General features: G+C 60.4%; 20 protein-coding genes. 12 read left to right on the top strand and 8 right to left on the bottom strand.

Features of this window, described 5'->3' with window-relative positions:
* Window positions 1–165 precede the first annotated feature (165 nt).
* The gene (locus NO932_RS14875) at window positions 166–1,452 is read right to left on the bottom strand and encodes a TIGR03808 family TAT-translocated repetitive protein (protein WP_309208072.1); all 1,287 of its coding nucleotides are present in this window, start codon (window positions 1,450–1,452) and stop codon (window positions 166–168) included.
* Window positions 1,453–1,759: 307 nt separating this feature from the next.
* Between NO932_RS14875 and NO932_RS14870 the strand changes: the two genes are divergently transcribed.
* The 4 genes from NO932_RS14870 (at window position 1,760) to NO932_RS14855 (ending at window position 6,027) form a co-directional block, all read left to right on the top strand.
* Window positions 1,760–2,689, top strand: a complete 930-nt coding sequence (locus tag NO932_RS14870) for a hypothetical protein (protein ID WP_309208071.1) — start codon at window positions 1,760–1,762, stop codon at window positions 2,687–2,689.
* 112 nt (window positions 2,690–2,801) lie between these two features.
* Window positions 2,802–3,989, top strand: a complete 1,188-nt coding sequence (locus tag NO932_RS14865) for a GNAT family N-acetyltransferase (RefSeq protein WP_309208070.1) — start codon at window positions 2,802–2,804, stop codon at window positions 3,987–3,989.
* Between the two features lie 17 nt (window positions 3,990–4,006).
* Window positions 4,007–5,608: a GMC family oxidoreductase gene (locus tag NO932_RS14860; protein WP_309208067.1), complete on the top strand. Its 1,602-nt coding sequence runs from the start codon at window positions 4,007–4,009 to the stop codon at window positions 5,606–5,608.
* Between the two features lie 11 nt (window positions 5,609–5,619).
* Complete coding sequence (locus NO932_RS14855) at window positions 5,620–6,027, top strand: hypothetical protein (RefSeq protein WP_309208065.1); 408 nt, start codon at window positions 5,620–5,622, stop codon at window positions 6,025–6,027.
* Between the two features lie 85 nt (window positions 6,028–6,112).
* On the opposite strand, the gene NO932_RS14850 is transcribed toward NO932_RS14855, so the two are convergent.
* The 3 genes from NO932_RS14850 to NO932_RS14840 all read right to left on the bottom strand — a co-directional run bounded on the left by NO932_RS14850 (window position 6,113) and on the right by NO932_RS14840 (window position 10,266).
* Window positions 6,113–7,540 (bottom strand): TIGR03808 family TAT-translocated repetitive protein, encoded by a 1,428-nt coding sequence (locus NO932_RS14850; protein ID WP_309208063.1) that lies wholly within the window; start codon window positions 7,538–7,540, stop codon window positions 6,113–6,115.
* A 226-nt stretch (window positions 7,541–7,766) separates the two neighbouring features.
* A protein-coding gene (locus tag NO932_RS14845; protein ID WP_309208061.1) for an IS5 family transposase occupies window positions 7,767–8,521 on the bottom strand; the annotation gives its coding sequence in 2 pieces (ribosomal slippage) (window positions 7,767–8,191 and window positions 8,191–8,521; 756 coding nt in all).
* Between the two features lie 332 nt (window positions 8,522–8,853).
* Window positions 8,854–10,266: a sigma 54-interacting transcriptional regulator gene (locus NO932_RS14840; RefSeq protein ID WP_309208060.1), complete on the bottom strand. Its 1,413-nt coding sequence runs from the start codon at window positions 10,264–10,266 to the stop codon at window positions 8,854–8,856.
* A gap of 271 nt (window positions 10,267–10,537) precedes the next feature.
* Between NO932_RS14840 and NO932_RS14835 the strand changes: the two genes are divergently transcribed.
* The 8 genes from NO932_RS14835 (at window position 10,538) to NO932_RS14800 (ending at window position 18,269) form a co-directional block, all read left to right on the top strand.
* Window positions 10,538–11,326: a 3-hydroxybutyrate dehydrogenase gene (locus NO932_RS14835; protein ID WP_309208059.1), complete on the top strand. Its 789-nt coding sequence runs from the start codon at window positions 10,538–10,540 to the stop codon at window positions 11,324–11,326.
* The gene (locus NO932_RS14830; protein WP_309208057.1) at window positions 11,323–12,081 is read left to right on the top strand and encodes an ABC transporter ATP-binding protein; all 759 of its coding nucleotides are present in this window, start codon (window positions 11,323–11,325) and stop codon (window positions 12,079–12,081) included. Before NO932_RS14835 ends, NO932_RS14830 begins: the two co-directional genes overlap by 4 nt.
* Window positions 12,074–12,802 (top strand): ABC transporter ATP-binding protein, encoded by a 729-nt coding sequence (locus tag NO932_RS14825; RefSeq protein ID WP_309211062.1) that lies wholly within the window; start codon window positions 12,074–12,076, stop codon window positions 12,800–12,802. Before NO932_RS14830 ends, NO932_RS14825 begins: the two co-directional genes overlap by 8 nt.
* 87 nt (window positions 12,803–12,889) lie before the next feature.
* A complete protein-coding gene (locus NO932_RS14820; RefSeq protein ID WP_309163717.1) occupies window positions 12,890–14,053 on the top strand; it encodes an ABC transporter substrate-binding protein in 1,164 nt (387 codons plus the stop codon).
* An 87-nt stretch (window positions 14,054–14,140) separates the two neighbouring features.
* Entirely contained in the window at window positions 14,141–15,028 is an 888-nt protein-coding gene (locus NO932_RS14815; RefSeq protein ID WP_309160214.1) for a branched-chain amino acid ABC transporter permease, read from the top strand.
* A gap of 14 nt (window positions 15,029–15,042) precedes the next feature.
* Window positions 15,043–16,005: a branched-chain amino acid ABC transporter permease gene (locus NO932_RS14810; RefSeq protein WP_375142889.1), complete on the top strand. Its 963-nt coding sequence runs from the start codon at window positions 15,043–15,045 to the stop codon at window positions 16,003–16,005.
* Window positions 16,006–16,152: 147 nt separating this feature from the next.
* Window positions 16,153–17,151 carry a serine hydrolase gene (locus NO932_RS14805; RefSeq protein WP_309211061.1) on the top strand — a complete coding sequence of 333 codons (999 nt, stop codon included), beginning with the start codon at window positions 16,153–16,155 and terminating at the stop codon, window positions 17,149–17,151.
* Window positions 17,152–17,153: 2 nt separating this feature from the next.
* Entirely contained in the window at window positions 17,154–18,269 is a 1,116-nt protein-coding gene (locus NO932_RS14800; protein ID WP_309208052.1) for an anhydro-N-acetylmuramic acid kinase, read from the top strand.
* 29 nt (window positions 18,270–18,298) lie between these two features.
* Here NO932_RS14800 and NO932_RS14795 read toward each other — a convergent pair whose 3' ends face one another.
* Genes NO932_RS14795 through NO932_RS14780 form a run of 4 tightly spaced genes read right to left on the bottom strand, consistent with a single transcriptional unit; the run spans window position 18,299 to window position 21,881 of the window.
* Entirely contained in the window at window positions 18,299–19,201 is a 903-nt protein-coding gene (locus tag NO932_RS14795; RefSeq protein WP_309208051.1) for an ATP-binding cassette domain-containing protein, read from the bottom strand.
* Entirely contained in the window at window positions 19,198–20,016 is an 819-nt protein-coding gene (locus NO932_RS14790) for an ABC transporter ATP-binding protein (RefSeq protein WP_309208050.1), read from the bottom strand. The genes NO932_RS14795 and NO932_RS14790 overlap by 4 nt, the downstream gene beginning before the upstream one ends.
* Window positions 20,013–20,900, bottom strand: a complete 888-nt coding sequence (locus tag NO932_RS14785; RefSeq protein ID WP_309208048.1) for an ABC transporter permease — start codon at window positions 20,898–20,900, stop codon at window positions 20,013–20,015. The genes NO932_RS14790 and NO932_RS14785 overlap by 4 nt, the downstream gene beginning before the upstream one ends.
* A 3-nt stretch (window positions 20,901–20,903) precedes the next feature.
* Entirely contained in the window at window positions 20,904–21,881 is a 978-nt protein-coding gene (locus tag NO932_RS14780) for an ABC transporter permease (RefSeq protein WP_309208047.1), read from the bottom strand.
* Between the last annotated feature and the right edge of the window lie 2 nt (window positions 21,882–21,883).

Raw genomic sequence — 21,883 nt, 5'->3', positions numbered from 1 at the left:
GGCGATTTCGAGAACCTAAGGAAATGCACATTATGTGAGGTTTGCTCAGAGGAAGCGGCTTGACTTGTTGGGACCGAAAGGACTCGACGAGGTGCCATGGACGCGACGGGAAAATGCATGAGTAGCAAAAAACCACGCAGCGAGCGTGTCCATCAACTCTCGTATCTATCCTGGGATGATCGAGTTGTTCCGTACGGTAAGATTGGGGAAGCGATCGACATCGACTGCAAGATCGGTGCTGACGGTTTCCCACCAGCGGTCAGCCGTTATGGCGTGTTTGTGAAAATCCGAAATCACATTGTCGGTGATGATCGCCGAGCCCGCACCATCAGCAACGGACACCGAGATTCCAATCCCACAATCGCGCGCTAGATTGCCATTGATCAGCACATCGCGCAGATAGGGACCCCAGCCGGCAAGGTAGCCGATGCCAGGATTGTTTTCGACGAGATTACCCGTGACCACTGCATCGGCTTCCGCAGCGATACCATATGGCGATGTGTCAGGATTGACCGGAGAGGACGAGGTGATGTTGCGCACGATATTGCCGGTGCAAGTGGCAACTCGTCCGCCGTCATTGTAGTTGGTCATCGAAATTCCAGCGGCCGCACCATCGATGATGTTGCCAGAGATTACCGATCCGGAAAAAGTGAACTCCGAGAAGATGGCGACCTCACCCGAGCCCATGCATGTGTTGCCGCGAACCTGAGTGTTGTTGGTAGTGTTGAGCCGGATCGCCGAAAAGGCGCAATCGGTAATCACATTGTCCGATACAATCACGCCATCGGCCCGGAAAATATTGACGCCATTCCCGTTCTGGCCGTTGCCGCCATTGGTCCAGTCGATAGCAGCGATGCGGTTGCCGGTAACGATGGCGCCATCGAAGGCATTCTCCCCGCGCCAGATGCGAATGCCTCCATTGCCGCATTCCAAGATGCGGTTGCCCGCGATGTAGGTACTACCGCCATTGTAAATGAATATGCCGGTCAGCTCGCTGCCCGCTACATCGCAATTGACGATGCGCACGGCGCTGTCGAGGGCGGAAATGCCGTTCAATTGCGTATTGCGAACGGCGACGCCTTCGATAGTAACACCTTGAGAGCCGGTAATATGCACCAGACCGCCATGCCAGATATCTCCGTCGCGTCCCATGCCATCGAGCACGATATTTCGGATGGTGACATCGGCCCTTTCGGCAACTTCGAGAAGCGGCCCGTCTCCCGCCTGCACCAGTTCGCTCGCACCGGGGATGCCGACAAGCATGGTGCCGGAAGGAATGCGCAGCCCGCTGACCATGATGCGACCCGCTGGCAGATCAACCCGTCCTGAACTCTGCGCGGCCCTGTCAAGGGCTGCCTGAACTTGTGCAGTTTGGTCGATGCCAGAGGCTGATACAAGATTCGATTGCGCAAGGCCGGGACGCGCCGCAAGAGGGATGGACAGTCCTGCCATACCGGCCGCTGCAAAAAAAAGGCGTCGCGAAATCGTCATTGGAGACCCTCGACGTCGGTTCGATCGCATTGGTCCCTAAGCGGATTGAAGGCGGATTGCCATGTTTGCTGCACATCTTGGTAAATAGTGTGACCTCATACACTCCCAATGAGCGATCATCCGCCTTGTGGTGAAATCGGCGCAGATACTCATATTTGGGAGCATCTTAGGGCCGCCATCCCTTTGTTGTTAAACATGTTGCTAAGTCCTTATTTGATTATCCGTATCCGTTTGGCATGGTGCTTCGTACAAGTTTACGGGGGCAGTGATGACGTACAGGATTTTCAAGAATTTCGACGCCGAGGCCAAAGCGCTGTGGGGTAACCACATCGTCAAGCTCAAGCATGGGCTACACGAGCGGGTGCTGTTTTCCGACGAGAAGTTGGGGGCGATCCTCGACCAGGTCCCTGAGCACCGGATGGCGATCAATACCATGGGGATCGGGACACACGATGCGGGAACCTGGAGTTACTGCAAGCGGGGCGATCTATCCGGGGTCGAGTTGATCAACGCGGTCCAGTCGGGCCGGATATGGATCAACGTCACCAAGATCGCCGAGTTTGTGCCCGAATTTTCCGACCTGCTCGACGAAATGTTTGCCGAGATCGATGACAATGTTCCTAACTTTGGCGTGTTCAGGAGGTCTATGGGGCTCTTGATCTCTTCACCGAACGCGCAAGTCTTCTATCATGCCGACGTGCCGGGACAGGCGCTTTGGCAGATCCGGGGTGAAAAGCGCATCTGGATCTACCCCAATACCGAGCCATTCCTCAAGCCCAAGGCACTTGAAGGGATTATTCGCGGCACGACCGAGGAAGAAATCACCTACCAGCCCTGGTTCGACAAATATGCCGAAGTGATCGACCTTAAGCCCGGCGATATGGCGCATTGGCCGCTCAATGGACCACACCGGGTGGAGAACCGCGACTGTCTCAATATTTCCGTCACCACCGAGCATTGGACCCCCGAAATCCGGCGGCATTTTGCAGTGCAGTATGGGAACGGCATCTTGCGTCAATTCGGCTGGACACCAAAATCGCGTGACCTTTATGGACCCAGCGCCTGGGCCAAGATCGCCCTGACCGCAGCCTGGCGGCTTTCAGGGCAGCAAAAACGCCAGGCCTATAAGCGTCAGATGCGTTTCACCCTCGACAGTTCCGCTCCCGGGCTTTTGGTCCCGTTGGCGATCGGCAATTGATATTCCGGTTCGAACGATCTCGGCGGCAGCGCCATCATACCACATGGGCGCCTAAGGGCGTGGGCCACCAACAGAATGGCGGCGTGGCGCGAGCGGTGGAAAAGGTAGTCATATGATTGAGTTTGCCGAAGCGGCGATGGCTTTGACGGGCATCCTGGCCACGCAGGGCATTGCCGAGGTTCGGTTGCCGTGCAGGGTTGACGTGCTCGACATCGAAGGCATCAGGAGCATTGACGCGGCGGCCTGGAATGCGCTGGCAAGCGGCGCCCTCGAAGACAATCCGTGGCTGACGCCGCAGATGGTGCTGAGCGGGATCGATGCCTATGCAGGCCAATTTCAGGCCCTGGCGCTCTACAAGCGCGATACCGCGGAGCTTATCGGATTCCTGCCCGTTTTGGTCAAAGGGCTGGGCTCGTTTGGGCTGGGCGCGCCGGCGCTCAATCTCTATCAGGTGTCGGGTACTCCGCTTATTTCAGCCCAACATGCCGAACTCGCCATCGCGGGGTTGTTTGGTGCGATCGCGACAATGCGTGGGTTGCCGCAACACTGGATTTTCCCTCATGTTGGGGCGCAGGGTCCATTTCAGGAGCTGGCGCGCGCAGAGGCCGAGCGGCTGGGCTTCGAGACGGGCATGGCTTCGCTCTATGAGCGGCCAATACTTACGCGCAGAGCGCAGGATTTCGCCGTGCATGTCGAAACGGTAATCGGCAAGAAGCGGTCCAAGGACATCGAGCGTAACTGGCGCCGTCTCGAGCGCGAGGGTGAGTTGCGCTTCGAGCGAGTGGATGACCCGGACACTGTGGCCGCGCGGGTTGAGGGCTTTCTGCGTATCGAAGCATCCGGCTGGAAGGGAAAACGGCGGACGGCGTTCCTTTCCGTCCCACGAGATGCGGCGTTTGCCCGAGCGGCCTATGGCGGCTCGCGGAACGGGGTGGGTCTGGCCAGCGTGGACAGCCTCCTATTCGATGGAAAGCCAATCGCCCTGTCCATTAATATTGCTGCCGGAAAGACGCTGTTTACGCCCAAATGCGCCTTCGATGAAACCTACCGCCGCTTCGGGCCGGGGATGCTGCTCGAATATAAGGTTATCGAACGATTCTTCGCCGACGAGACATTCGAGCGCATGGATGCTGCGACCACGGTTGATGGGCATGTGGTGTGCGGACTATGGGGCGAGACGCGCACCATGGGAACGTTGGTGATGGGGCCAAAGGGCGCGTCCACGCGGGGGCTGCTCGCCAGCATCCAGGCCATGGCGCGCGGCAAGCAGATGATCAAGCGCCTGTTGAAGCGCGACTGATAGCGGAATTTGAGCACATGTTTATTGATCTTTTGTCGCGATCGGACGGAGATCGCTTTTCGGCCGATGTCTGCATAGCAGGCGCCGGACCGGCCGGCATCACTCTGGCCCTCGAGCTATCGCGTCGCGGTATCCGGACCGTGCTGCTTGAGAGCGGAGGAATGCAATACGAGAATGCGGTGCAATCGCTCTACGATGGTAACGTTGTCGGACACGCCAACACCGATGTGAGCTATTCGCGATTGAGGCAGTTCGGAGGAACATCCGGACATTGGACAGGATTATGTGCGCCGCTCGATCCGATTGATTTCGAAGCGCGGGAGGGTGTTCCCCATAGTGGTTGGCCCATTACTCGGGCCACGCTGGATCCGTTCTACGAGCGCGCGCAGCCCTATCTTGACCTTGGCCCTTACAAATATTCACAAGCTGAATGGGGTTTTGAATTGAACGGCAGTCCGCTGCCGCTCGACCCATCGCAGGTGATTCCGGCGGTCTTCCAGATGAGTGCCCCAACCCGTTTCGGGGAAAAATATCTTGAGGACGTGGGGTCGGACGAAAATATCACCTGCATTCTTCATGCGAGCGTGACTGACATTGTCCTTGAGGAGGGAACCTCGCGCGTCGCGCGTGTTACCGTCGCCACCCTAGAGGGCAAGACAGCCGAAGTTATGGCTAAGGCCTATGTTCTGGCCTGTGGCGGCATCGAAAATCCGAGAATATTGCTCAATGCCAACAAGCAGCGCCAGGCTGGCTTGGGCAATGACCTTGATTTGGTAGGGCGGTTCTTCATGGACCATCTCAACACCACTACCAGCTCATTGGTATTGTCGGATGATGAAACCGACCTGAGCTTTTACGACCAAGCGACCGAGACGGCGCAACTGCTGATCGGCATGACCTTGCCAGCCGAAGTCAAACGCGCTGAACACTTGCTCAACAACACTGCTTTCATGGCAATTTCCTGGGAAAGCCAGGCCCACAACGACGATTTTCGCGACCATGCGTGGCTCGCATTTTCCACGCTGGCAAAGTCGTTCTCGCGCGGCCAGGCGCCCGAGCGTCTCACGGAGCGCTTATGCACCGTTGCCGAAGCTCCAGGTTCAGTGATGACGGGCATCATCAGACATATTCAACGGCAATTCTCCGGGTCAGGCAGGATATCGTCGATCGCCTTCAAGCAGGATGCCGAGCAGGCGCCCGATCCTGACAGTCGCGTCACGCTTAATGACGACGTGGATGCGCTTGGGCTTCGTCGGATCAATCTCGATTGGCGGGTGTCCGATCAAGACATGATGAGCCTTCGCCGTACTCATGAATTGATCGGCAAAGCCTTCGGAAGCGCGGGTTTGGGCCGCCTTCAATTGGGGATTGATGCCCCGCCGAGCCTAGATAACGTTTTCACAGGTTACCATCACATGGGCACGACCCGCATGCACGACGATCCGCGTCAAGGCGTGGTAGATGCCGACTGCAGGGTCCACTCGGTGGATAATCTCTTTGTGGCCGGAAGCTCCGTATTCACTACGGGAGGCATGGCCAATCCGACACTGACCATAACCGCACTCGCCATTCGGCTCGCCGACCATTTGGCCGACGATGCCCTCATGCAATTGGCCTAGGAGATTTCCTCATGGCGAAAATGACCCGTAGAGCCTTGATCGGTGCCGGGGGCGTGCTTTTGGCCGGTGCCGCCATTTACGGTACCGGACTAGTCGGCTGCCGTTTTGTCGATCGCAACGTGCCGGACTTCTTTGCGGCCGTTGATCCGCTGGAAGGCGTCGATCCCGAAATATTGCGGACGGTCGGCATTGCCGTCGTCGCGGCCTATCCGCGATATAGCTTGCCCGAATACGCTCACGCTAAGCTGGCCGGCAAGACCCATACGGCGGCAGCTATGCAGTCCACATGTCCTGTGGAAAGACTGGCGCGGTTTCAGGCACAATGCTGCCAGGACTTCGACGACGACAAATTTGTCGTCGTCGAAGGATGGATCATCAGCGAAACCGAAGCCGCTCTATGCGCTCATTTCGTGGCGTAAAAGACGATCGGCAGATTGGACCACTGCAGCGACCACGAAATTTCAGACGGAACGGCGAGTTAAAATTGCCAGATACAACACGAGATTAGGTGTCGGCACGGTTCATGCCAATGGTGACGCTTCCGGCAACGGCATGTGCGCTATTGCCGTAATCGGTGTTCGCGGCTCCTCCCGAACTGTCGCGAACATCATTGGTTCCGTTAAAATGGTATGAAACAATCGCGCCCGAGTTGGCATAATCTGGTTCGTCGATATCGGAAATTTCTCTATATCCGCGGATCAAATTCGAGCTGATTAAAATAGACTCGGCATCGGGATTCGCCGAATATCCGATCCCCATGGGGGCATTGATAATAAGATTTCCGGTGCATGCCAAATTAATGGCAGCATCGTTTGTTCCGAGCCCTATTCCTATAGTGGCAACATTCTCAATCGTATTTCCAGTTATATTGCTATCGATCTCTGATCCCATGCCAATGCCGGAGGTGACGGGATGAGAATAGCCAGGGTCTGGTATCGCGTTCCGGGTTATATTGGAGACGATATTGTTGCTGACGATTGTACGCTTCGCGGCACCATCGTTGTAAAGCCCCGCATTGGCAACCGAAATCCCCATGCCAGCGCGATTAATTACGTTATCGCTAATCACGCAACCGATAAGGTCCAACCCGGCGCCGGGAGCCTCGATAAATATTGCGACTTCGCGCAAATCGCTGCAATTGTTGCCGATGACCTGTAGATCAAGCGCGCCGTTCGCCCGCACTGCAGAATATTTCGTGTCCCTCAGAGTGTTGTTCATTACTTTCACACCTCCGGCTCGAAATATGAGGACGGCGTTGCCATACTGCCCCGTGCCACCCGAGTCGTTGTTTACGCCCTCGATCTGATTTCCAAAAACTTGCGACCCATTGAACGCGTGAGCAGAGGTCCAGACCGCTACGCCATTATCGAGCATGCCTTGCAGGTAGTTTTGTTCAATAATCGCGAGACTGTCGTTGGCGAAAATCCCAGTTCGGCAGTTTAGCAAAATGCTTTCAATGATCCGTCCCTGAGAGCGATCATTGACGACGATGCCCGTCTGCGTAGAATTGAGGATACGGCAATTTCGTAGCGTGAAGTTGTAGGAATCGGGGCCGGTAAACCGAACCAAACCGATCGGCGAAGCTCCTCCGCTAAGCGGATGGCCACCGCCGTCAAATGTAATTCCCGCAACCGAAACATCGGGTACATCCCTCACTTCCAGCAAATGCTCAGCCGATGTGGTGAGGCGAATAATAGCCGTACCGGGTATAGCGCGCAGTTCGAGAGAATTGCCCCCTCCCGTTCCAGGTGAAATGGTAACCGCTGTCGAGGTGGTATAAAGCCCCGGCTGAAGAATTAATGGAAGGTTTGCGGTGCGTGCGGTGTCCAACAGAGCTTGCAGGTCTGTGGCGAGTGCCCAGCCGGTTCCTGGTGATCCCGCTGCCTCGGTAGCGATGATATCGCTGTGCTGTATCATGTAGTATATAGCCATCTCGTCCCCCACAAAGGAAGTTGCTTCGGAATTCAATATAAACCAGTAGTTTATTGAATTCCTGTGAAGCTCGGCGATGTTTATAATTCACACCTCCGTGATGACATTTTTTATTGCAATGCGTGCCTAGCGAGCAGGGGTGCTAAATTTTTAGACTGGATGTAGCTCGATCAGTCGAACTGATGATCTGCATTTAGGAGAAACGAATCCTAGGGTCGAGACTCGTTCATAGCCAGTAGGCGACTGCGGCCGCGAGCATGACGGCGGAGAGGTAATTGCGGGCGAGTTTGTCGTATCGTGTGGCGATGCGCCGGAAATCCTTGAGGCGGCAGAACATGGCCTCGACGCGCCAGCGGTCCTTGTAACGTTTCTCATCGTAGCGGACGGCGCGTTTGCGGTTCTTGCGTCCGGGGATCACCGGGATGGTGTTCTGGTTGCGCAGAGTGGAGCGCAGGCGGTTTGCATCGTAACCCCGGTCGGCGATGACCCGCTTCATGCCCATGGTGTGGGCGATGAGCAGATCGGCACCTTTCATGTCCGAGGCGTTGCCGGGCGTCAGGATGAGGCGGAGCGGCCTGCCGAGAACGTCGACGAGCGCGTGGATCTTGGTGGTCCGGCCACCACGCGAGATGCCAATGGCATTGGCTCGCGCCCCCCTTTTCCCCCACCTGCACAGCGATGGGCCTTGATATAGCTGCTGTCGATCTGAGCGGTTTCCGCAATCCAGCCTTGTTCGGTCAGGGCTGCAAGAATGCGTGCCCAGATACCGCGACGGCTCCAGCGGTTCCAGCGATTGTAGATGGTGGTCGAAGGGCCATACTCGGCAGGGCAGTCAGCCCAGCGCCCGCCGCATTTGAGCATGTGGATGATCCCCGAAATCACCCGCCGGTCATCAACCCGACGTGCTCCAGGCTGGTTCTTGGGGAGATGCGGTTCGATGGCCGCCCAGGCTTCGTCACTCAACCAAAACAGTCTGCTCATCAACGCCTCCAGCTCAACTCAAGGCCAGACAATCTGATTTGTAGCGCCTACTCAATGATCTGATTGGGTTTGGACCCTAGCACACCCGCAGCACAGTTATTGTTAAAGTCCAAGGATTACGGTATGTACAGCGCGGTATATGCCAAATCATAATCCGCGTGTCGGGGGTTCAAGTCCCTCCTCCGCTACCAAACTCATCCATTGCATCAACGGGCTGGATGCCCGTTATCCTCGTGAGCGCCTGAAGCTAAGTTGGTGCAGGTCTGGCGCTGCGCAATTCCCCTCGGCTCAGCCCTTGCAGCAGGGTCGTTGGCAGGTGGCGGCGGGGATAGTCAGTTCAAATCGTAGCGCTTGAGCTTTTCGTAGAACTGGCTGCGAGAGATGCCGAGGAGGCGGGCGGCGTCGGATTTGTTGCCGCCGGCCCGGCCGATCGCTTCGATGATCGCCTCGCGCTCGGCGCGGGCGCGGGTGTCGGCGAGGTCCGATGGATCGATGCCGGACGCGGGGGGATGTGAAGGCGAGCGTGGCATGGCGCGGGCGATGATTTCGGAACTGAGCACTTCGGTGGGAGCGATCGCGGCGGCGCGCTCGAGCGTGTTGCGCAATTCGCGTACATTGCCGGGCCAATCATGGCGGCGGAGCAAGGCGACGGCGTCGTCTCTGATAACCCAATCGGCCATGTCCTCGGCGCGGGGGATGGTTTCGAGCAGGCGCTCGCAGATCACCCCGATGTCCTCGCGCCGCTCGCGCAAGGGGGGCACGTTCACCGTGAGCACGGCGATGCGGTAGTAAAGATCGGAGCGGAAACGGCGCTCAGCCATGAGCTGTTCGAGATCCTGGGAGGTGGCGGCGATGATGCGCACGTCGACCTTCTTGACCGCGTTCGAGCCCAAAGCCTCAATCTCGCCCTCCTGGAGAACGCGCAGGAACTTGGCCTGGATCGAGAGCGGCATGTCGCCGATTTCGTCGAGAAACAGCGTGCCGCCATGGGCCAGCTCGAACTTGCCGGGGCGCGGTTTTTTCTCCGCGCCCGTATAGGCGCCCGGCATGACGCCGAAGAATTCCGATTCCAGCAGAGCTTCGGGGATCGCAGCCATGTTGACGGCAACGAATGGGCCTTCGGCCCGGTCGGACGCCTGATGGATCGCGTGGGCCAGGAGCTCCTTGCCGGTGCCGGTTTCCCCCAGCAGCAGGGTAGGCCCATCACGCAGGGCGAAGCGGCGGATTTGGGATTTGAGCTCCTGAACCACCTCGCTGGCGCCAACGAAGCTGGCGAGTGAATATTTGGTCTGCCGCTCGCGGGTCAGAGCGGCCTGGGCGCGGGAAAGCTGTTTTTGAAGCTGCTCGACCTTCTTGAGGATCGGGGCGAGGTAATCGACATTGTCGTAGAACACAAAACCGATGGCGGCCTTGACCGCGCCCGCTTCATCCTTGAGCGGAATGCGGCAGACGACGAACTGCCGGTCGTCGAACTGCATGATGTCGAGCAGGCTCGGCCGCCCCGTCTTGACCACCCGGCGCAATTGCGAATGCGGCAGAACGTCTTCCACCGGCCGCCCGACCGGATCGTAATCGTCATCCAGCTTGAGCAGACGGCGATAGCGGCCGTCGAGCCAGACGATGCGCGCATCGGCATCCACCATGATGGCGCCCTCGAAATATTCGCGCAGCATGTCGAAGGCCCCCATGGCTGCCGAGACGAGGGCCGGGGGCGTGTTGGCATTGGCAAGCTGGGTATCGGGCATCGTGCGGTCTCCTCCGCCCTAAAGCGTAGAACTGTCCGGTTCATCCGGCAAGAGATGCAAGTCGAAGGCGTCAAATGTCCGGTTTAGCGGACAATAGCGTAGCTAAAGCCGGACACCTCAAGCCTGGAGGCGCCAATCGGCGATACTGTCATATGCGGAAGGCCCCTGAAAATCGGGCGCCGGGAGGGCGTGGGAGCGTTTGGCATGGTCCTTGATACGTAGTTCGGCAAGAACAAGGCCCAAAGGGTCCGAACAAAGGGATGGAGGCGCGGTGTCCGAGGACGTCGAACATCGTGTCGCGCTGGTGACCGGCGCGACGAGTGGAATCGGGTTGGCGATCGCCAAGCGCCTTGCGGCGGCCGGCCTTACGGTTGCGGCCAACGGGCTTGAGACTGCCGAAGAGGCCCAAGCGATCGTGCACGAGATCGGCGGCGCGGTCGGCCGGGCCGAATATTTCCCCGGCGATCTTGCCGACGATGCGCAGAGTTACGGGCTGGCAAGAGCGGTCATCGACCGGTTCGGTGCGCTCGATGTCCTGGTCAACAATGCGGGCATCCAGAAGGTCGCGGCGGTCGAGGACCTCGCACCCCAGGACTGGCGCCGCATCGTCGCCGTCAGCCTCGACAGCGCCTATCACACCATCAGGGCCGCCCTTCCGGCAATGAAACGGAAAGGTTGGGGCCGCATCATCAATGTGGCGTCGGCGCATGGGCTGCGCGCATCCCCATACAAGTCCGCCTATGTGGCGACCAAGCATGGGGTGGTGGGGCTTACCCGTACCGTGGCGCTGGAAGTGGCCGAAACGGGGATTACCGTAAATGCGATCTGCCCCGGCTATGTGTGGACCCCGCTCGTCGCGGCACAGGTGGCAGACCAGGCGCGGGTGCACAAGATGAGCGAAGAGGAGGTGATCAGGACAGTGATGCTTGCGCCCCAGCCGACCAAACGCTTCGTGCAGCCCGAGGAGATCGCCGAAATGGCCTTCTATCTCACAGGTGAAATGGCGCGCTCGATCACCGGCGCCACGATCTCCATCGACGGGGGGTGGACGGCGAAATGACGGGCACCGATCTCATCCTGTCGGCCAAGGGCATGACCAAGCAGTTCGCGGGGTTCATGGCCGTCAACAATGTCGATCTCGACGTCAGGCGCGGCTCGATCCATGCACTGATCGGGCCGAACGGGGCGGGCAAGACCACCTGTTTCAATCTTCTCACCAAATTCTTGCAGCCTACGGCCGGCACCATCACCTTCAATGGCAGGGACATTACGACGCTCGCCGCTTCGGAGATCGCGCAATTGGGTATGGTGCGCTCGTTCCAGATTTCGGCTGTTTTTCCCAAGCTAACGGTGCTGGAGAATGTCCGGGTTGCCCTGCAGCGCAGGCGCGGGGCCAATTTCGATTTCTGGCGCGCCCAGACGGTGCTCGGCCAGTTCAACACCGAAGCCCTGCGGCGCGTTGAAGAGGTGGGGTTGGCCGATTTCGCCCATCACACCGCCGCGGAACTCTCCTATGGCCGCAAGCGCGCGCTCGAGATTGCGACGACGCTCGCTCTCGATCCCGAAATGCTGCTGCTCGACGAGCCCATGGCCGGCATGGCTCATGAGGATGTCGACAGGATATCGGCGCTCATCAGGCGCATTTCGGCCGACCGCACGATCCTCATGGTGGAGCATAATCTCTCGGTGGTCGCCGATCTGTCCGACACGATCACGGTTCTGGCGCGGGGCCAGGTTCTGGCCGAGGGGCCATATGAGGTGGTGTCCAAGGACCCGCAGGTGGTGGAGGCCTATATCGGTGTCGGCCATGCTTGATGCGCAAACCCATATTGTGAACGCGCCGCTGCTCGCCGTTTCCGGACTGGAGGGCTGGTATGGCGAGAGCCACGTGCTCCACGGCATCGATTTCGACGTCGCGCCGGGGGAGGTGGTGACGCTTCTGGGGCGGAACGGAGCGGGCAAGACGACGACGCTCAAGGCCATCATGGGGATATTGGCCAAGCGCAGCGGATCGGTCCGCTTCGAGGGCCAGGAGCTGATCGGGGCGCCATCGCGCGCCATCGCCAAGGCGGGGATCGCGCTTTGCCCCGAGGAACGGGCGATTTTCTCCTCGCTCTCGGTCGAAGAGAACCTGATGCTGCCTCCGGTGGTCAAGCCGGGTGGCATGGCGGTCGAGACGATCTTCGAAATGTTCCCCAACCTCAAGGAGCGCCTATCGAGCCAGGGCACCAAGCTTTCGGGCGGCGAACAGCAAATGTTGGCCATTGCCCGCATTCTGCGCACTGGTGCCATGATGCTGCTGCTGGACGAACCGACAGAGGGGCTTGCACCAGTGATCGTCCAGCAGATTGGCCGCACCATCTCGCGGCTCAAGGCGGAGGGCTACACCATCGTGCTGGTCGAACAGAACTTCCACTTTGCAGCGTCGGTGGCCGATCGCCACTACGTCGTCGAGCAGGGCCGGGTGATCGACATGATCCCCAACGCCGAGCTCGATGCCAATACCGAGAAATTGCACGCCTATCTGGGCGTGTAGCGCCGATCCGGGCGTCGGAGACGCCCGGCACGTTCACCAAGGGAGGATAGCAACGTGAGAATCTCAACCCCAATCCTGGCTTTGGCCATGGCAGGCGCCATGGCCGGCTCGGCTTACGCAATCGACGTCAAGATCGGTGTGCTTAACGACCGCTCCGGCATCTATGCCGACCTTTCGGGAGAAGGCTCGGTGATTGCCGCGCAGATGGCGGTCGAGGATTTCATGGCCGCCGACAAGGGCATCAATGTCGAGATCATCTCGGCGGACCACCAGAACAAGCCGGACGTGGCCTCGACCATCGCGCGCCAATGGTATGACGAGGAGGGCGTGCACGCCATCGTCGACGTGCCCACCTCGTCGGCGGCCTTGGCGGTCAACGAGATCACCCGCGAGAAGGACCGCATCTTCATCAATTCGGGGGCCGGATCGGCGGACCTGACCGGCGCGCAATGCTCGCCCAACACGGTTCACTGGACTTATGACACCTGGGCGCTCGCCAATGGCACGGGCACCGCGATGGTGGAATCGGGATCGGACACCTGGTTCTTCCTCACCGCCGACTATGCTTTCGGCCATGCGCTGGAAACCGACACGGCGGCCGTGGTCGAGGCGGCGGGCGGCGAGGTGCTGGGCACCGTGCGGCATCCTTTCCCCGGCCAGGATTTCTCGTCCTACCTGCTGCAGGCGCAATCGTCGGGCGCAGAGGTGATCGGGCTTGCCAATGCGGGTGGCGATACCATCAACGCCATCAAGCAGGCTTCCGAATTCGGCATCACCCAGTCGGGCCAGTCCCTGGCGGCGCTGCTGATGTTTATCTCCGACGTTCACGCGCTGGGACTGGAAACCGCTCAAGGCCTGGTGCTCACCGAGAGCTTTTATTGGGACCTCAACGAGGGGACGCGGGAATGGTCAGAGCGTTTCGCCGAGCGCAATGGCGGGGATATGCCCACCATGGTCCATGCCGGCGTCTATGCGGGCGTGCTCCACTATCTCAAGGCCATCGAGGAAACCCAGAGCGTGGAAGCCGGGCCGGTGATGGAAGCGATGAAGGCCATGCCAACCTCGGACCCGCTGTTCGGGGAGGGTGAAATCCGGGCCGACGGGCGCAAGATCCACAACATGTACCTGTTCCGCGTCAAGTCGCCAGACCAGTCGGAAGGCCCCTGGGATTATTACGAGCTCGGCTACACCATTCCGGCCGAAAGCGCCTTCCGTCCGCTCGATCAGGGCGGGTGCGAACTGGTCGGGTAAGCCGGCCGGCAGCGAAAACGGGACGCGCCGGTTCCTCCTCCCCGGCGCGTCCCAACCGTTCAAAGAGCCTTTGAAAGCCATACGCCCATGTTCGAGATCTTCGGCATTCCGGCTGCCGCCCTGTTCGGGCAATTGCTGCTCGGGCTGATCAACGGATCATTCTACGCCCTGCTCAGCCTGGGGCTGGCGGTGATCTTCGGTTTGCTCAACATCATCAATTTCACCCACGGCGCCCAGTACATGATGGGGGCGTTCGTGGCCTGGATGCTGCTGACCTATCTGGGGATCGACTACTGGTGGGCGCTCATCATCGTGCCGGTGGTGGTCGGGGCGTTCGGGGTGGTGATCGAGCGGCTGATGATCTCGCGACTCTATCACCTCGATCACCTTTACGGGCTGCTTTTGACTTTCGGGCTGGCGCTGATCATCCAGGGCCTGTTCCGCAATCAGTATGGGGTGTCGGGACTGCCTTACTCCATACCGTCCCAGCTCCAGGGTGGAACCAATCTTGGATTCATGTTCCTGCCCAACTATCGCGCATGGGTGGTGGTCGCGTCGGTGGTCGTGTGCTTTGGCACCTGGTTTGCCATCGAAAAGACGCGGCTGGGCGCCTATCTGCGCGCGGCAACCGAAAACCCCACCATGGTTGGCGCCTTCGGCATCAACGTGCCGCGGCTGGTGACGCTCACCTATGGGTTCGGCGTGGGACTGGCGGCGCTGGCGGGGGTGCTCGCCGCCCCGATCTATTCGGTCAACCCCAATATGGGCGCCGACCTGATCATCGTGGTGTTCGCTGTCGTGGTGATCGGGGGCATGGGATCGATCTTGGGCGCCATCGTCACCGGCTTTGGCCTGGGGATCATCGAAGGCTTTACGCGCGTGTTCTATCCCGAGGCCTCGGCGGTGGTGATTTTCGTCATCATGGCGATCGTATTGATGATCAAGCCCCAGGGCCTGTTCGGGAGGGCTGTGTGATGGCCGAGCAGACGATGTCCTTTTCGCGCCCCCGGCATACGGCGGATCTGGGTATTCCCAGGCTTCATCTTGCGATCTTTGCGGGGCTTTTGGCGTTCTTTGCCATCGCGCCGTTCTTTTTGTACCCGGTCTTCCTCATGAAGGTGATGTGCTTTGCGCTATTTGCCTGCGCCTTCAACCTGCTCCTGGGGTATGGCGGGCTGCTCAGCTTCGGGCATGCGGCGTTTTTCGGGGCCGCCAGCTATGTTTCGGCCCATGCGGCCAAGCAATGGGGGCTGTCGCCGGAATTGTGCGTACTTCTGGGAACGGCGGCATCGGCTGTGCTCGGGCTGGCGATCGGGAGCCTCGCCATCAGGCGCCAAGGCATCTATTTCGCCATGGTGACCCTGGCTTTTGCGCAGATGGTCTATTTCATCTCCCTACAGGCGCCGTTTACTGGCGGGGAGGACGGCATTCAGGCTGTGCCGCGCAACATGCTGTTCGGACTTTTCGACATTTCCAGCGACAGCGCCTTCTACGTCTTCGTGTTCGTGATCGTCTTTGCGGGGTTGTTCCTGATCTACCGCATCATCCATTCCCCGTTCGGGCAGGTTCTCAAGGCCATCCGGGAGAACGAGCCGCGCTCGGTTTCTCTGGGCTATGAGGTCAATCGCTACAAGCTTGCCATCTTCGTGATGTCAGCGACCTTGGCGGGCACGGCAGGGGCGACCAAGGCGCTGGTCTTCCAGCTCGCCTCGCTCACCGACGTGCACTGGGCCATGTCGGGCGAGGTGGTGCTGATGTCGCTCCTGGGCGGCATGCACACGGTTTTCGGCCCCATCCTGGGCGCGGCCATCATCGTCACCATGCAGAATTATTTTGCGGGCCTGGGAGCCTGGGTCACCGTGCTCCAGGGGACGATCTTCGTCATTGCCGTAATGCTGTTCCGCGAGGGCATCATCGGGGTGCTGGGAAAGCTGACCAGAAAGCAGCTCTAGGCCGGGCGCGGACAATCTCCCGGCGTTCGGTCAGAACAATTGAGGCTGCGGCTCCCGCTCAAGCGTACCGATGGCGATCCGGTCGGGCGACTGGAATGGAAAATCGTCGAGCGCTACAGTGCCGGCAAACCTAATGCCGGAGATGTCGTGAGCTTGGAGACTGTTTTGGATCGCGGCTTTGCGCCGTTGGCGGAGGTCGTTGCCGCGGGGCGGATTCCGGGCGGGGTGCTGGGAGTCGTGGATGCGGCGGGGGCGCGGGCCGTAAGGGCGGTGGGGAAGGCGCAGACGGTGCCCATCGAACGCGCAATGACCGCCCAAACCTGGTTCGATCTGGCGTCTCTCACCAAGGTGCTGTTCACGACCCCGCGTATCCTGGCGCTGGCGGAAGAAGGGAAGATCGACCTCGATGCGCCGCTGACCACGGCTATTCCGGACTTTGCCCAATACAACCCCGACAACTGGCAGCGCAAAGTGACGTTCCGGCAATGCCTGGGGCACCAGACGCCGTTTCCAGGGGTGTTTCCGCTCTATACCTATGGCACCGATCCGAACCTGTTGCGGCATTTCGTGCTGCAACATGCCTGGAGCGCGGGGCCGGCTGTTTATTCGGACATCAACTTCATCCTTTTGGGCATCGCGCTTGAGCGGCTCGGGGGCAAAGGTATACGCGAGATGGATCCCGGTCCCGGTTTTGCCTGGTCGGCGGACCCGAGCCTGGCCGCCGCGACCGAGACCGATCCGTGGCGGGGCCGGGTGCTGGTGGGGGAAGTCCATGACGAGAACTGCGCGGCGCTCGCGGGCGCTGGGCATGCTGGGCTGTTCGGTACGGTCTCAGCGGTGCTCGATTTCGCACAGCGCGTGCTCTCGGAGGAAACCGAAGCGGTGCGGCTGATGCGGACGCCGCTGTCGGGGCGGCGCACGCATGGGTGGGAGCGGCCTTATGAGGGCTGGTCGGGCGGGGAGCATTGCTCGCCAGAAACCATCGGGCATACGGGCTTTACCGGTACCGGGCTGTGGATCGATTTTTCGCGCGGCCGGGCCTGGACGCTTTTGACCAACAGGGTGCACCCGAGCCGCCATTTCGACAGCGGGATCTTCGTTTTGCGCCGCGCGGTGGGCGATGCGATCAACCGGGCGGAGGGTTGATCATGGCGGCGATCTGGACGGTCGGGCTGATGACCGGAACGGTGCTCGACGGCAATATCGATATTGCGCTGCTCAGGACCGACGGAGAGCGCGTCGAAGAGTTCGGGCCCTATACGCTTGCGCCGTATTCCACCGAGGTCCGGGTGCTGCTGGAGGAAACGCTGGCGCAAGCGCGGCGGTGGAATTTCGAGGGGCCAGAGCCGGCGATTTTTGCGCGGGCCGAGGAGGCGCTGACGCGTGCTCAGGCAGAGGCCGTGCGTCGCTTCGTCGAAAGCTCGGGCATGGCGATGGCCGAGATCGGTGCGATCGGGTTTCATGGGCAATCGGTGTTGCACCGGGCACCGGCGCCGGGGCGCATCGGAGATACGCGGCAACTCGGGGACGGAGCACTTATGCACGAGATGCTGGGCGTGCCGGTGGTCTATGATTTTCGCTCCGCCGATGTGCGTGCGGGCGGGCAGGGGGCGCCGCTGGTTCCGGTTTATCATCAAGCGCTGCTGCGCGGGGTCGGTGCCGGGGGCGAGACCGCCGTGCTCAATCTGGGTGGGGTAGCCAACATCACCTGGTGGGATGGCGCAGAGAGACTGATCGCCTTCGATACGGGGCCGGCAAACGCGCCGATCAATGATTGGGTCAAGGCGCATGGGCATGGCGAGATGGACCGCGATGGGGTTTTGGCGTGCAACGGGACTGTGGATGAGGCGCGGCTGACCCGGCTGCTGGGCCATCCCTATCTCGGGGCACCGTGGCCTAAATCGCTCGACCGCTTCGATTTTCCCGCCAGCATGGCGGAAGGGTTGAGCCTTGCAGACGGTACGGCGACGCTGACGGCGTTTACCGCGAGCGCCGTGGGCAAGGGGCTCGACCTGCTGCCGGAACGGCCCGGGCGTATAATCGTTTGCGGCGGGGGACGGCACAATCCAACGCTGATGGAGATGATCGCAGAGCGCGCGGACGTCGAGGTGCTCAATGCCGATGACGTCGGCTGGCGCGGGGATGCGATCGAGGCCGAATGCTTCGGGTTTTTGGCGGCGCGCACGCTGGCCGGGCTGCCGATCAGCTTTCCGACGACGACCGGCGCTCCGCGCCCGATGACGGGCGGGCGAGTGGCGCGGTAGCTGACGCGTTTCCAGCAAAAGCGACGACTTTACGTGGCGGGCAGGGGCCTGATGAAATGGTTTTCGCCCATTTGCCGGATTTCGGGTTGGGGCAAGGCGGATTGGCGGCGGATGGTTTCGATGCTTTCCAGCTCGTTTTCGACAAGGGAGTCCGCAAAGCGTCGGTCCGGGTCGGGAACCGCGGCAAGGAGCAGCCGCGTATAGGGATGCTGGGGATTTCCCAGCACGCTTTCCATGGCGCCCCATTCGACCACCTGACCAGCATACATCACCATGATGTCTTCGGCGACGAACCGGGCGGTGGCGATGTCGTGGGTGATGTAAAGCAGCGCGAGCCCGAGCTGGCTCTTCATGTCGTTGAGCAGGTTGAGGATGCCCAGCCGCACCGAGACGTCGAGCATCGAGGTCGGTTCGTCCGCGACGATCACTTGCGGATTGACCGCCAGGGCTCGGGCGATGGAAATGCGCTGTCGCTGGCCGCCGGACAATTCATGCGGGTATTTGCCCATGATCAGGGCCGGATCGAGCTTCACGCGGGTCAGCAATTCCTCGATCCTGCCCTTGCGCTCGATCCGGCCAAGGCCACGCTGGTGCAGCCGCAGGGGGCGGCTGAGATGATAGTGGATGGTGTGGGCAGGGTTGAGCGCAGCGAAAGGATCCTGGAACACCATCTGCACCGCAGAGCGATAGGATTGGAGCGCCTTGGCGTCGCCCGAGCCCAGCGGCTGACCGCGATAGAGCAATCTGCCGTCGTCGGGCTGATATTCGCGCATGATGAGGCGGGCGACGGTGGTTTTGCCCGAGCCTGATTCGCCGACCAGGGCCAGGGTCCGGCCCGGGCGCAGCTCGAGCGAGACCGAACGCGCGGCGTGAACGGGGCCAAAGGATTTCGATACGGCGTCGAGAGCGAGAATGGGATCAGGGTCGGTCATGCGCTCGCCTCGGGGCGGATCTGTTCGCCATGGAGCCGCGGCATCGAGGCCCAGAGGCGTTTGGTGTAGGGGTGCTGGGGAGCGGTATAGATCGTGCGCGCGTCGTTGATTTCGACCAACTCGCCCTCGAGCATGATGCCGATGCGGTCGCTGACCTGCACCATCAGACCCAGATCGTGAGTGATGAACAGCACGGAAAAACCCAATTGCTTGCGCAGCACGTCGATGCGCTGGAGGATTTCGCGCTGGACGACCACGTCGAGCGCGGTGGTGGGTTCATCCATGATCAACAGCTTGGGATTGAGCGCGAGGCAGATGGCGATGACGATGCGCTGGCGCATGCCGCCCGAGCACTGATGCGGATAGGCCGAAAGGCGATCAGGGGAGATATCGACAAGCCTTAAAAGCTCGGCGGCGCGTTCGCGGGCCTGTTTGCGGCTGATCGCAGTATGAGCCCTCAAGACGTCGTAGAACTGCGTTTCGATGGTAAGGACCGGGTTGAGCGAGTTCATGGCGCTCTGGAACACCATCGCCACCTCGCGCCAGCGGAAACTGCGCAATTGTTTGTCGTCCAGTTCGAGCACGTCGCGGCCGCCGACAAGAATCCGGCTGCTCTTGCGGATCAGCGCGGGCGGACGATGCAGGCGGCTGACGGCGAAGGCGATTGTCGATTTTCCGCAGCCCGATTCACCGGCAAGGCCGAAGAATTCGCCCGGGGCGATATCGAAGCTCACATCCTTGACGGCATGGAAGGTTTTGTCGGCACCGACATAATCGATGGTGAGATTGCGGATGGAAAGGACCGGCTCGTTCACAGCTTGCCCTCCCCGAGCCGGACCATGCGCGTCCAGCGGTTGAGCATGCCGCCGGTCCGCAGGCGCGGATTGGCGATCTCGTCTATGGCGAAGTTGATGAGCGCCAGACCCAGGCCCAGGAACGCCAGGGCGATACAGGGCGAAAGCAGGTCCCACCAGGCGCCGACCGAAAGGGCCGAGGAGTTCTGCGCGTTGTAAAGCATGATGCCCCAGGAAACGGTGTTGGGATCGCCCAGGCCGAGAAATTCCAGCGTCGCTTCGGTGATGACCGCGAAGATCACGCTGCCGATGAAATTGATGCCGACGATGGAAATGAGGTTGGGAAAGATCTCCAGCGCCATGATGCGCCATGAGGGTTCGCCCAGCATTTCGGCGGATTTGACGAAATCGCGCTGGCGGACCGAGAGCGTTTCGGCGCGGGTGACGCGCACGCCCCAGGCCCAGGAGGTAAGGCCGAGGATGATGGCGATCACCAGGGGGCTTGCCTGACCGATAAAGGCGGCCAGCACCAAAAGCAGCGGCAGGTTGGGGACGACCAACACCATGTTGGTGAAGAAGTTGATGACCTCGTCGACCACGCCACCCTTATAGCCGGCGATAATGCCGAGCACGGTGCCGATCAGCGTGATCATCAGGCCCGCACCGAATCCGACGGCCAACGAGACGCGGGCGCCGTGGACGAGGCGGGAGAAGACGTCATGCCCGAGCCGTGTGGTGCCCAGCCAATGTTCCCATGAGGGTGGCTGATGCGGTCGGCCGACGCGCCGTACGGGGCTGTATTCGGTCAGCAGCGGCGCAAAAATGGCGACAAGGACGATGATCAGGAGGATCGAAAGGCCGATCAGGGCCTTGCGGTTGTGCAGGAGCTGGTTGAGCAAGGCCATGGCTCAGGCTCTCTTGAGGCGCGGATCGAGCAGGACATAGCTCAGATCGACGATGAAATTGGCGACGAGCATGGCGCCGGTCATGATGAGGAGCTGGCCCTGGATGACCGGATAGTCGCGGGCGAGGATGGCTTGATAGAGCGTGTTGCCGAGACCGGGATAGTTAAACACGACTTCGGTAACGAGCGAGCCGCCCAGAACGGTGCCGATGGCGATGGCGAGGCTGGACACGGTGGGCAGGAGTGCGTTGCGGGCTGCATACCAGATCATGACATTGCCATCGGGCAGGCCTTTGGCGCGGCCCATGACGATGTAATCCTCGCCCAGGAGGTTGATCATGTTGTTGCGCATGGTGACGGCAAAGCCGCCGGTCAAGACGATGACCAGCGTGAGCATGGGCAAGGTGCCATGATAGATGACGCTGGAGATGTAGCCCCAGTTCAAGCCCGGATCGAGCATGGGGTCGGCGGCATAGCCGTTGGGAAACCACTCCAGCGTGTAGCCGAAAACGAACAGCACGATCAGCGATACGACGACAGCCGGGACAGAGCTCGAAAAGATGGCCGAGAGCGAGACGACGGAATCGAAAAGGGTGCCGCGCCGCCAGGCCGCCATGACGCCGAGAAAGGTGCCTAGAGCAAAGCTCAAAAGCGTTGCGATGCCCATAAGGCCGACGGTCCAGATCAGGGCCCGGCCCAAAAGCTCGGTGACCGGCAGGGGGAAATATTTGATCGAGCGGCCAAGATCGCCCGTGAAGACGCTTTTGAGATAAGAGATGTATTGCTCGCCGAGGGGCGCGTCGATGAAGCCGAAGGTGAGCTTAAGAGCGTTGAGATTTTCCAGCGACAGTTCCGAGCCAGCGCTGGCGAACATGATGTCGATGGGGTCGCCTGGCATCATGCGGGGCAGGAAGAAATTGATGGTGGCGGCGGCGATGAATGCCGCCAGGTAGAACGCCAGTCGCCGCAGCAAAAAGGCCATAA

This window comes from Pelagibacterium sp. 26DY04 (genome assembly GCF_031202305.1).
In the GTDB taxonomy this organism is placed as follows: domain Bacteria; phylum Pseudomonadota; class Alphaproteobacteria; order Rhizobiales; family Devosiaceae; genus Pelagibacterium.
This window is presented reverse-complemented; position numbering and strand designations above follow the sequence as displayed.

Coding starts and splice junctions, on each gene's coding strand:
- NO932_RS14875 (WP_309208072.1), bottom strand. CDS start 1,452: ATGGCAGGACTGTCCATCCCTCTTGCGGCGCGTCCCGGCCTTGCGCAA.
- NO932_RS14870 (WP_309208071.1), top strand. CDS start 1,760: ATGACGTACAGGATTTTCAAGAATTTCGACGCCGAGGCCAAAGCGCTG.
- NO932_RS14865 (WP_309208070.1), top strand. CDS start 2,802: ATGATTGAGTTTGCCGAAGCGGCGATGGCTTTGACGGGCATCCTGGCC.
- NO932_RS14860 (WP_309208067.1), top strand. CDS start 4,007: ATGTTTATTGATCTTTTGTCGCGATCGGACGGAGATCGCTTTTCGGCC.
- NO932_RS14855 (WP_309208065.1), top strand. CDS start 5,620: ATGGCGAAAATGACCCGTAGAGCCTTGATCGGTGCCGGGGGCGTGCTT.
- NO932_RS14850 (WP_309208063.1), bottom strand. CDS start 7,540: ATGGCTATATACTACATGATACAGCACAGCGATATCATCGCTACCGAG.
- NO932_RS14840 (WP_309208060.1), bottom strand. CDS start 10,266: ATGCCCGATACCCAGCTTGCCAATGCCAACACGCCCCCGGCCCTCGTC.
- NO932_RS14830 (WP_309208057.1), top strand. CDS start 11,323: ATGACGGGCACCGATCTCATCCTGTCGGCCAAGGGCATGACCAAGCAG.
- NO932_RS14825 (WP_309211062.1), top strand. CDS start 12,074: ATGCTTGATGCGCAAACCCATATTGTGAACGCGCCGCTGCTCGCCGTT.
- NO932_RS14820 (WP_309163717.1), top strand. CDS start 12,890: ATGGCAGGCGCCATGGCCGGCTCGGCTTACGCAATCGACGTCAAGATC.
- NO932_RS14815 (WP_309160214.1), top strand. CDS start 14,141: ATGTTCGAGATCTTCGGCATTCCGGCTGCCGCCCTGTTCGGGCAATTG.
- NO932_RS14810 (WP_375142889.1), top strand. CDS start 15,043: ATGTCCTTTTCGCGCCCCCGGCATACGGCGGATCTGGGTATTCCCAGG.
- NO932_RS14800 (WP_309208052.1), top strand. CDS start 17,154: ATGGCGGCGATCTGGACGGTCGGGCTGATGACCGGAACGGTGCTCGAC.
- NO932_RS14795 (WP_309208051.1), bottom strand. CDS start 19,201: ATGACCGACCCTGATCCCATTCTCGCTCTCGACGCCGTATCGAAATCC.
- NO932_RS14785 (WP_309208048.1), bottom strand. CDS start 20,900: ATGGCCTTGCTCAACCAGCTCCTGCACAACCGCAAGGCCCTGATCGGC.
- NO932_RS14780 (WP_309208047.1), bottom strand. CDS start 21,881: ATGGCCTTTTTGCTGCGGCGACTGGCGTTCTACCTGGCGGCATTCATC.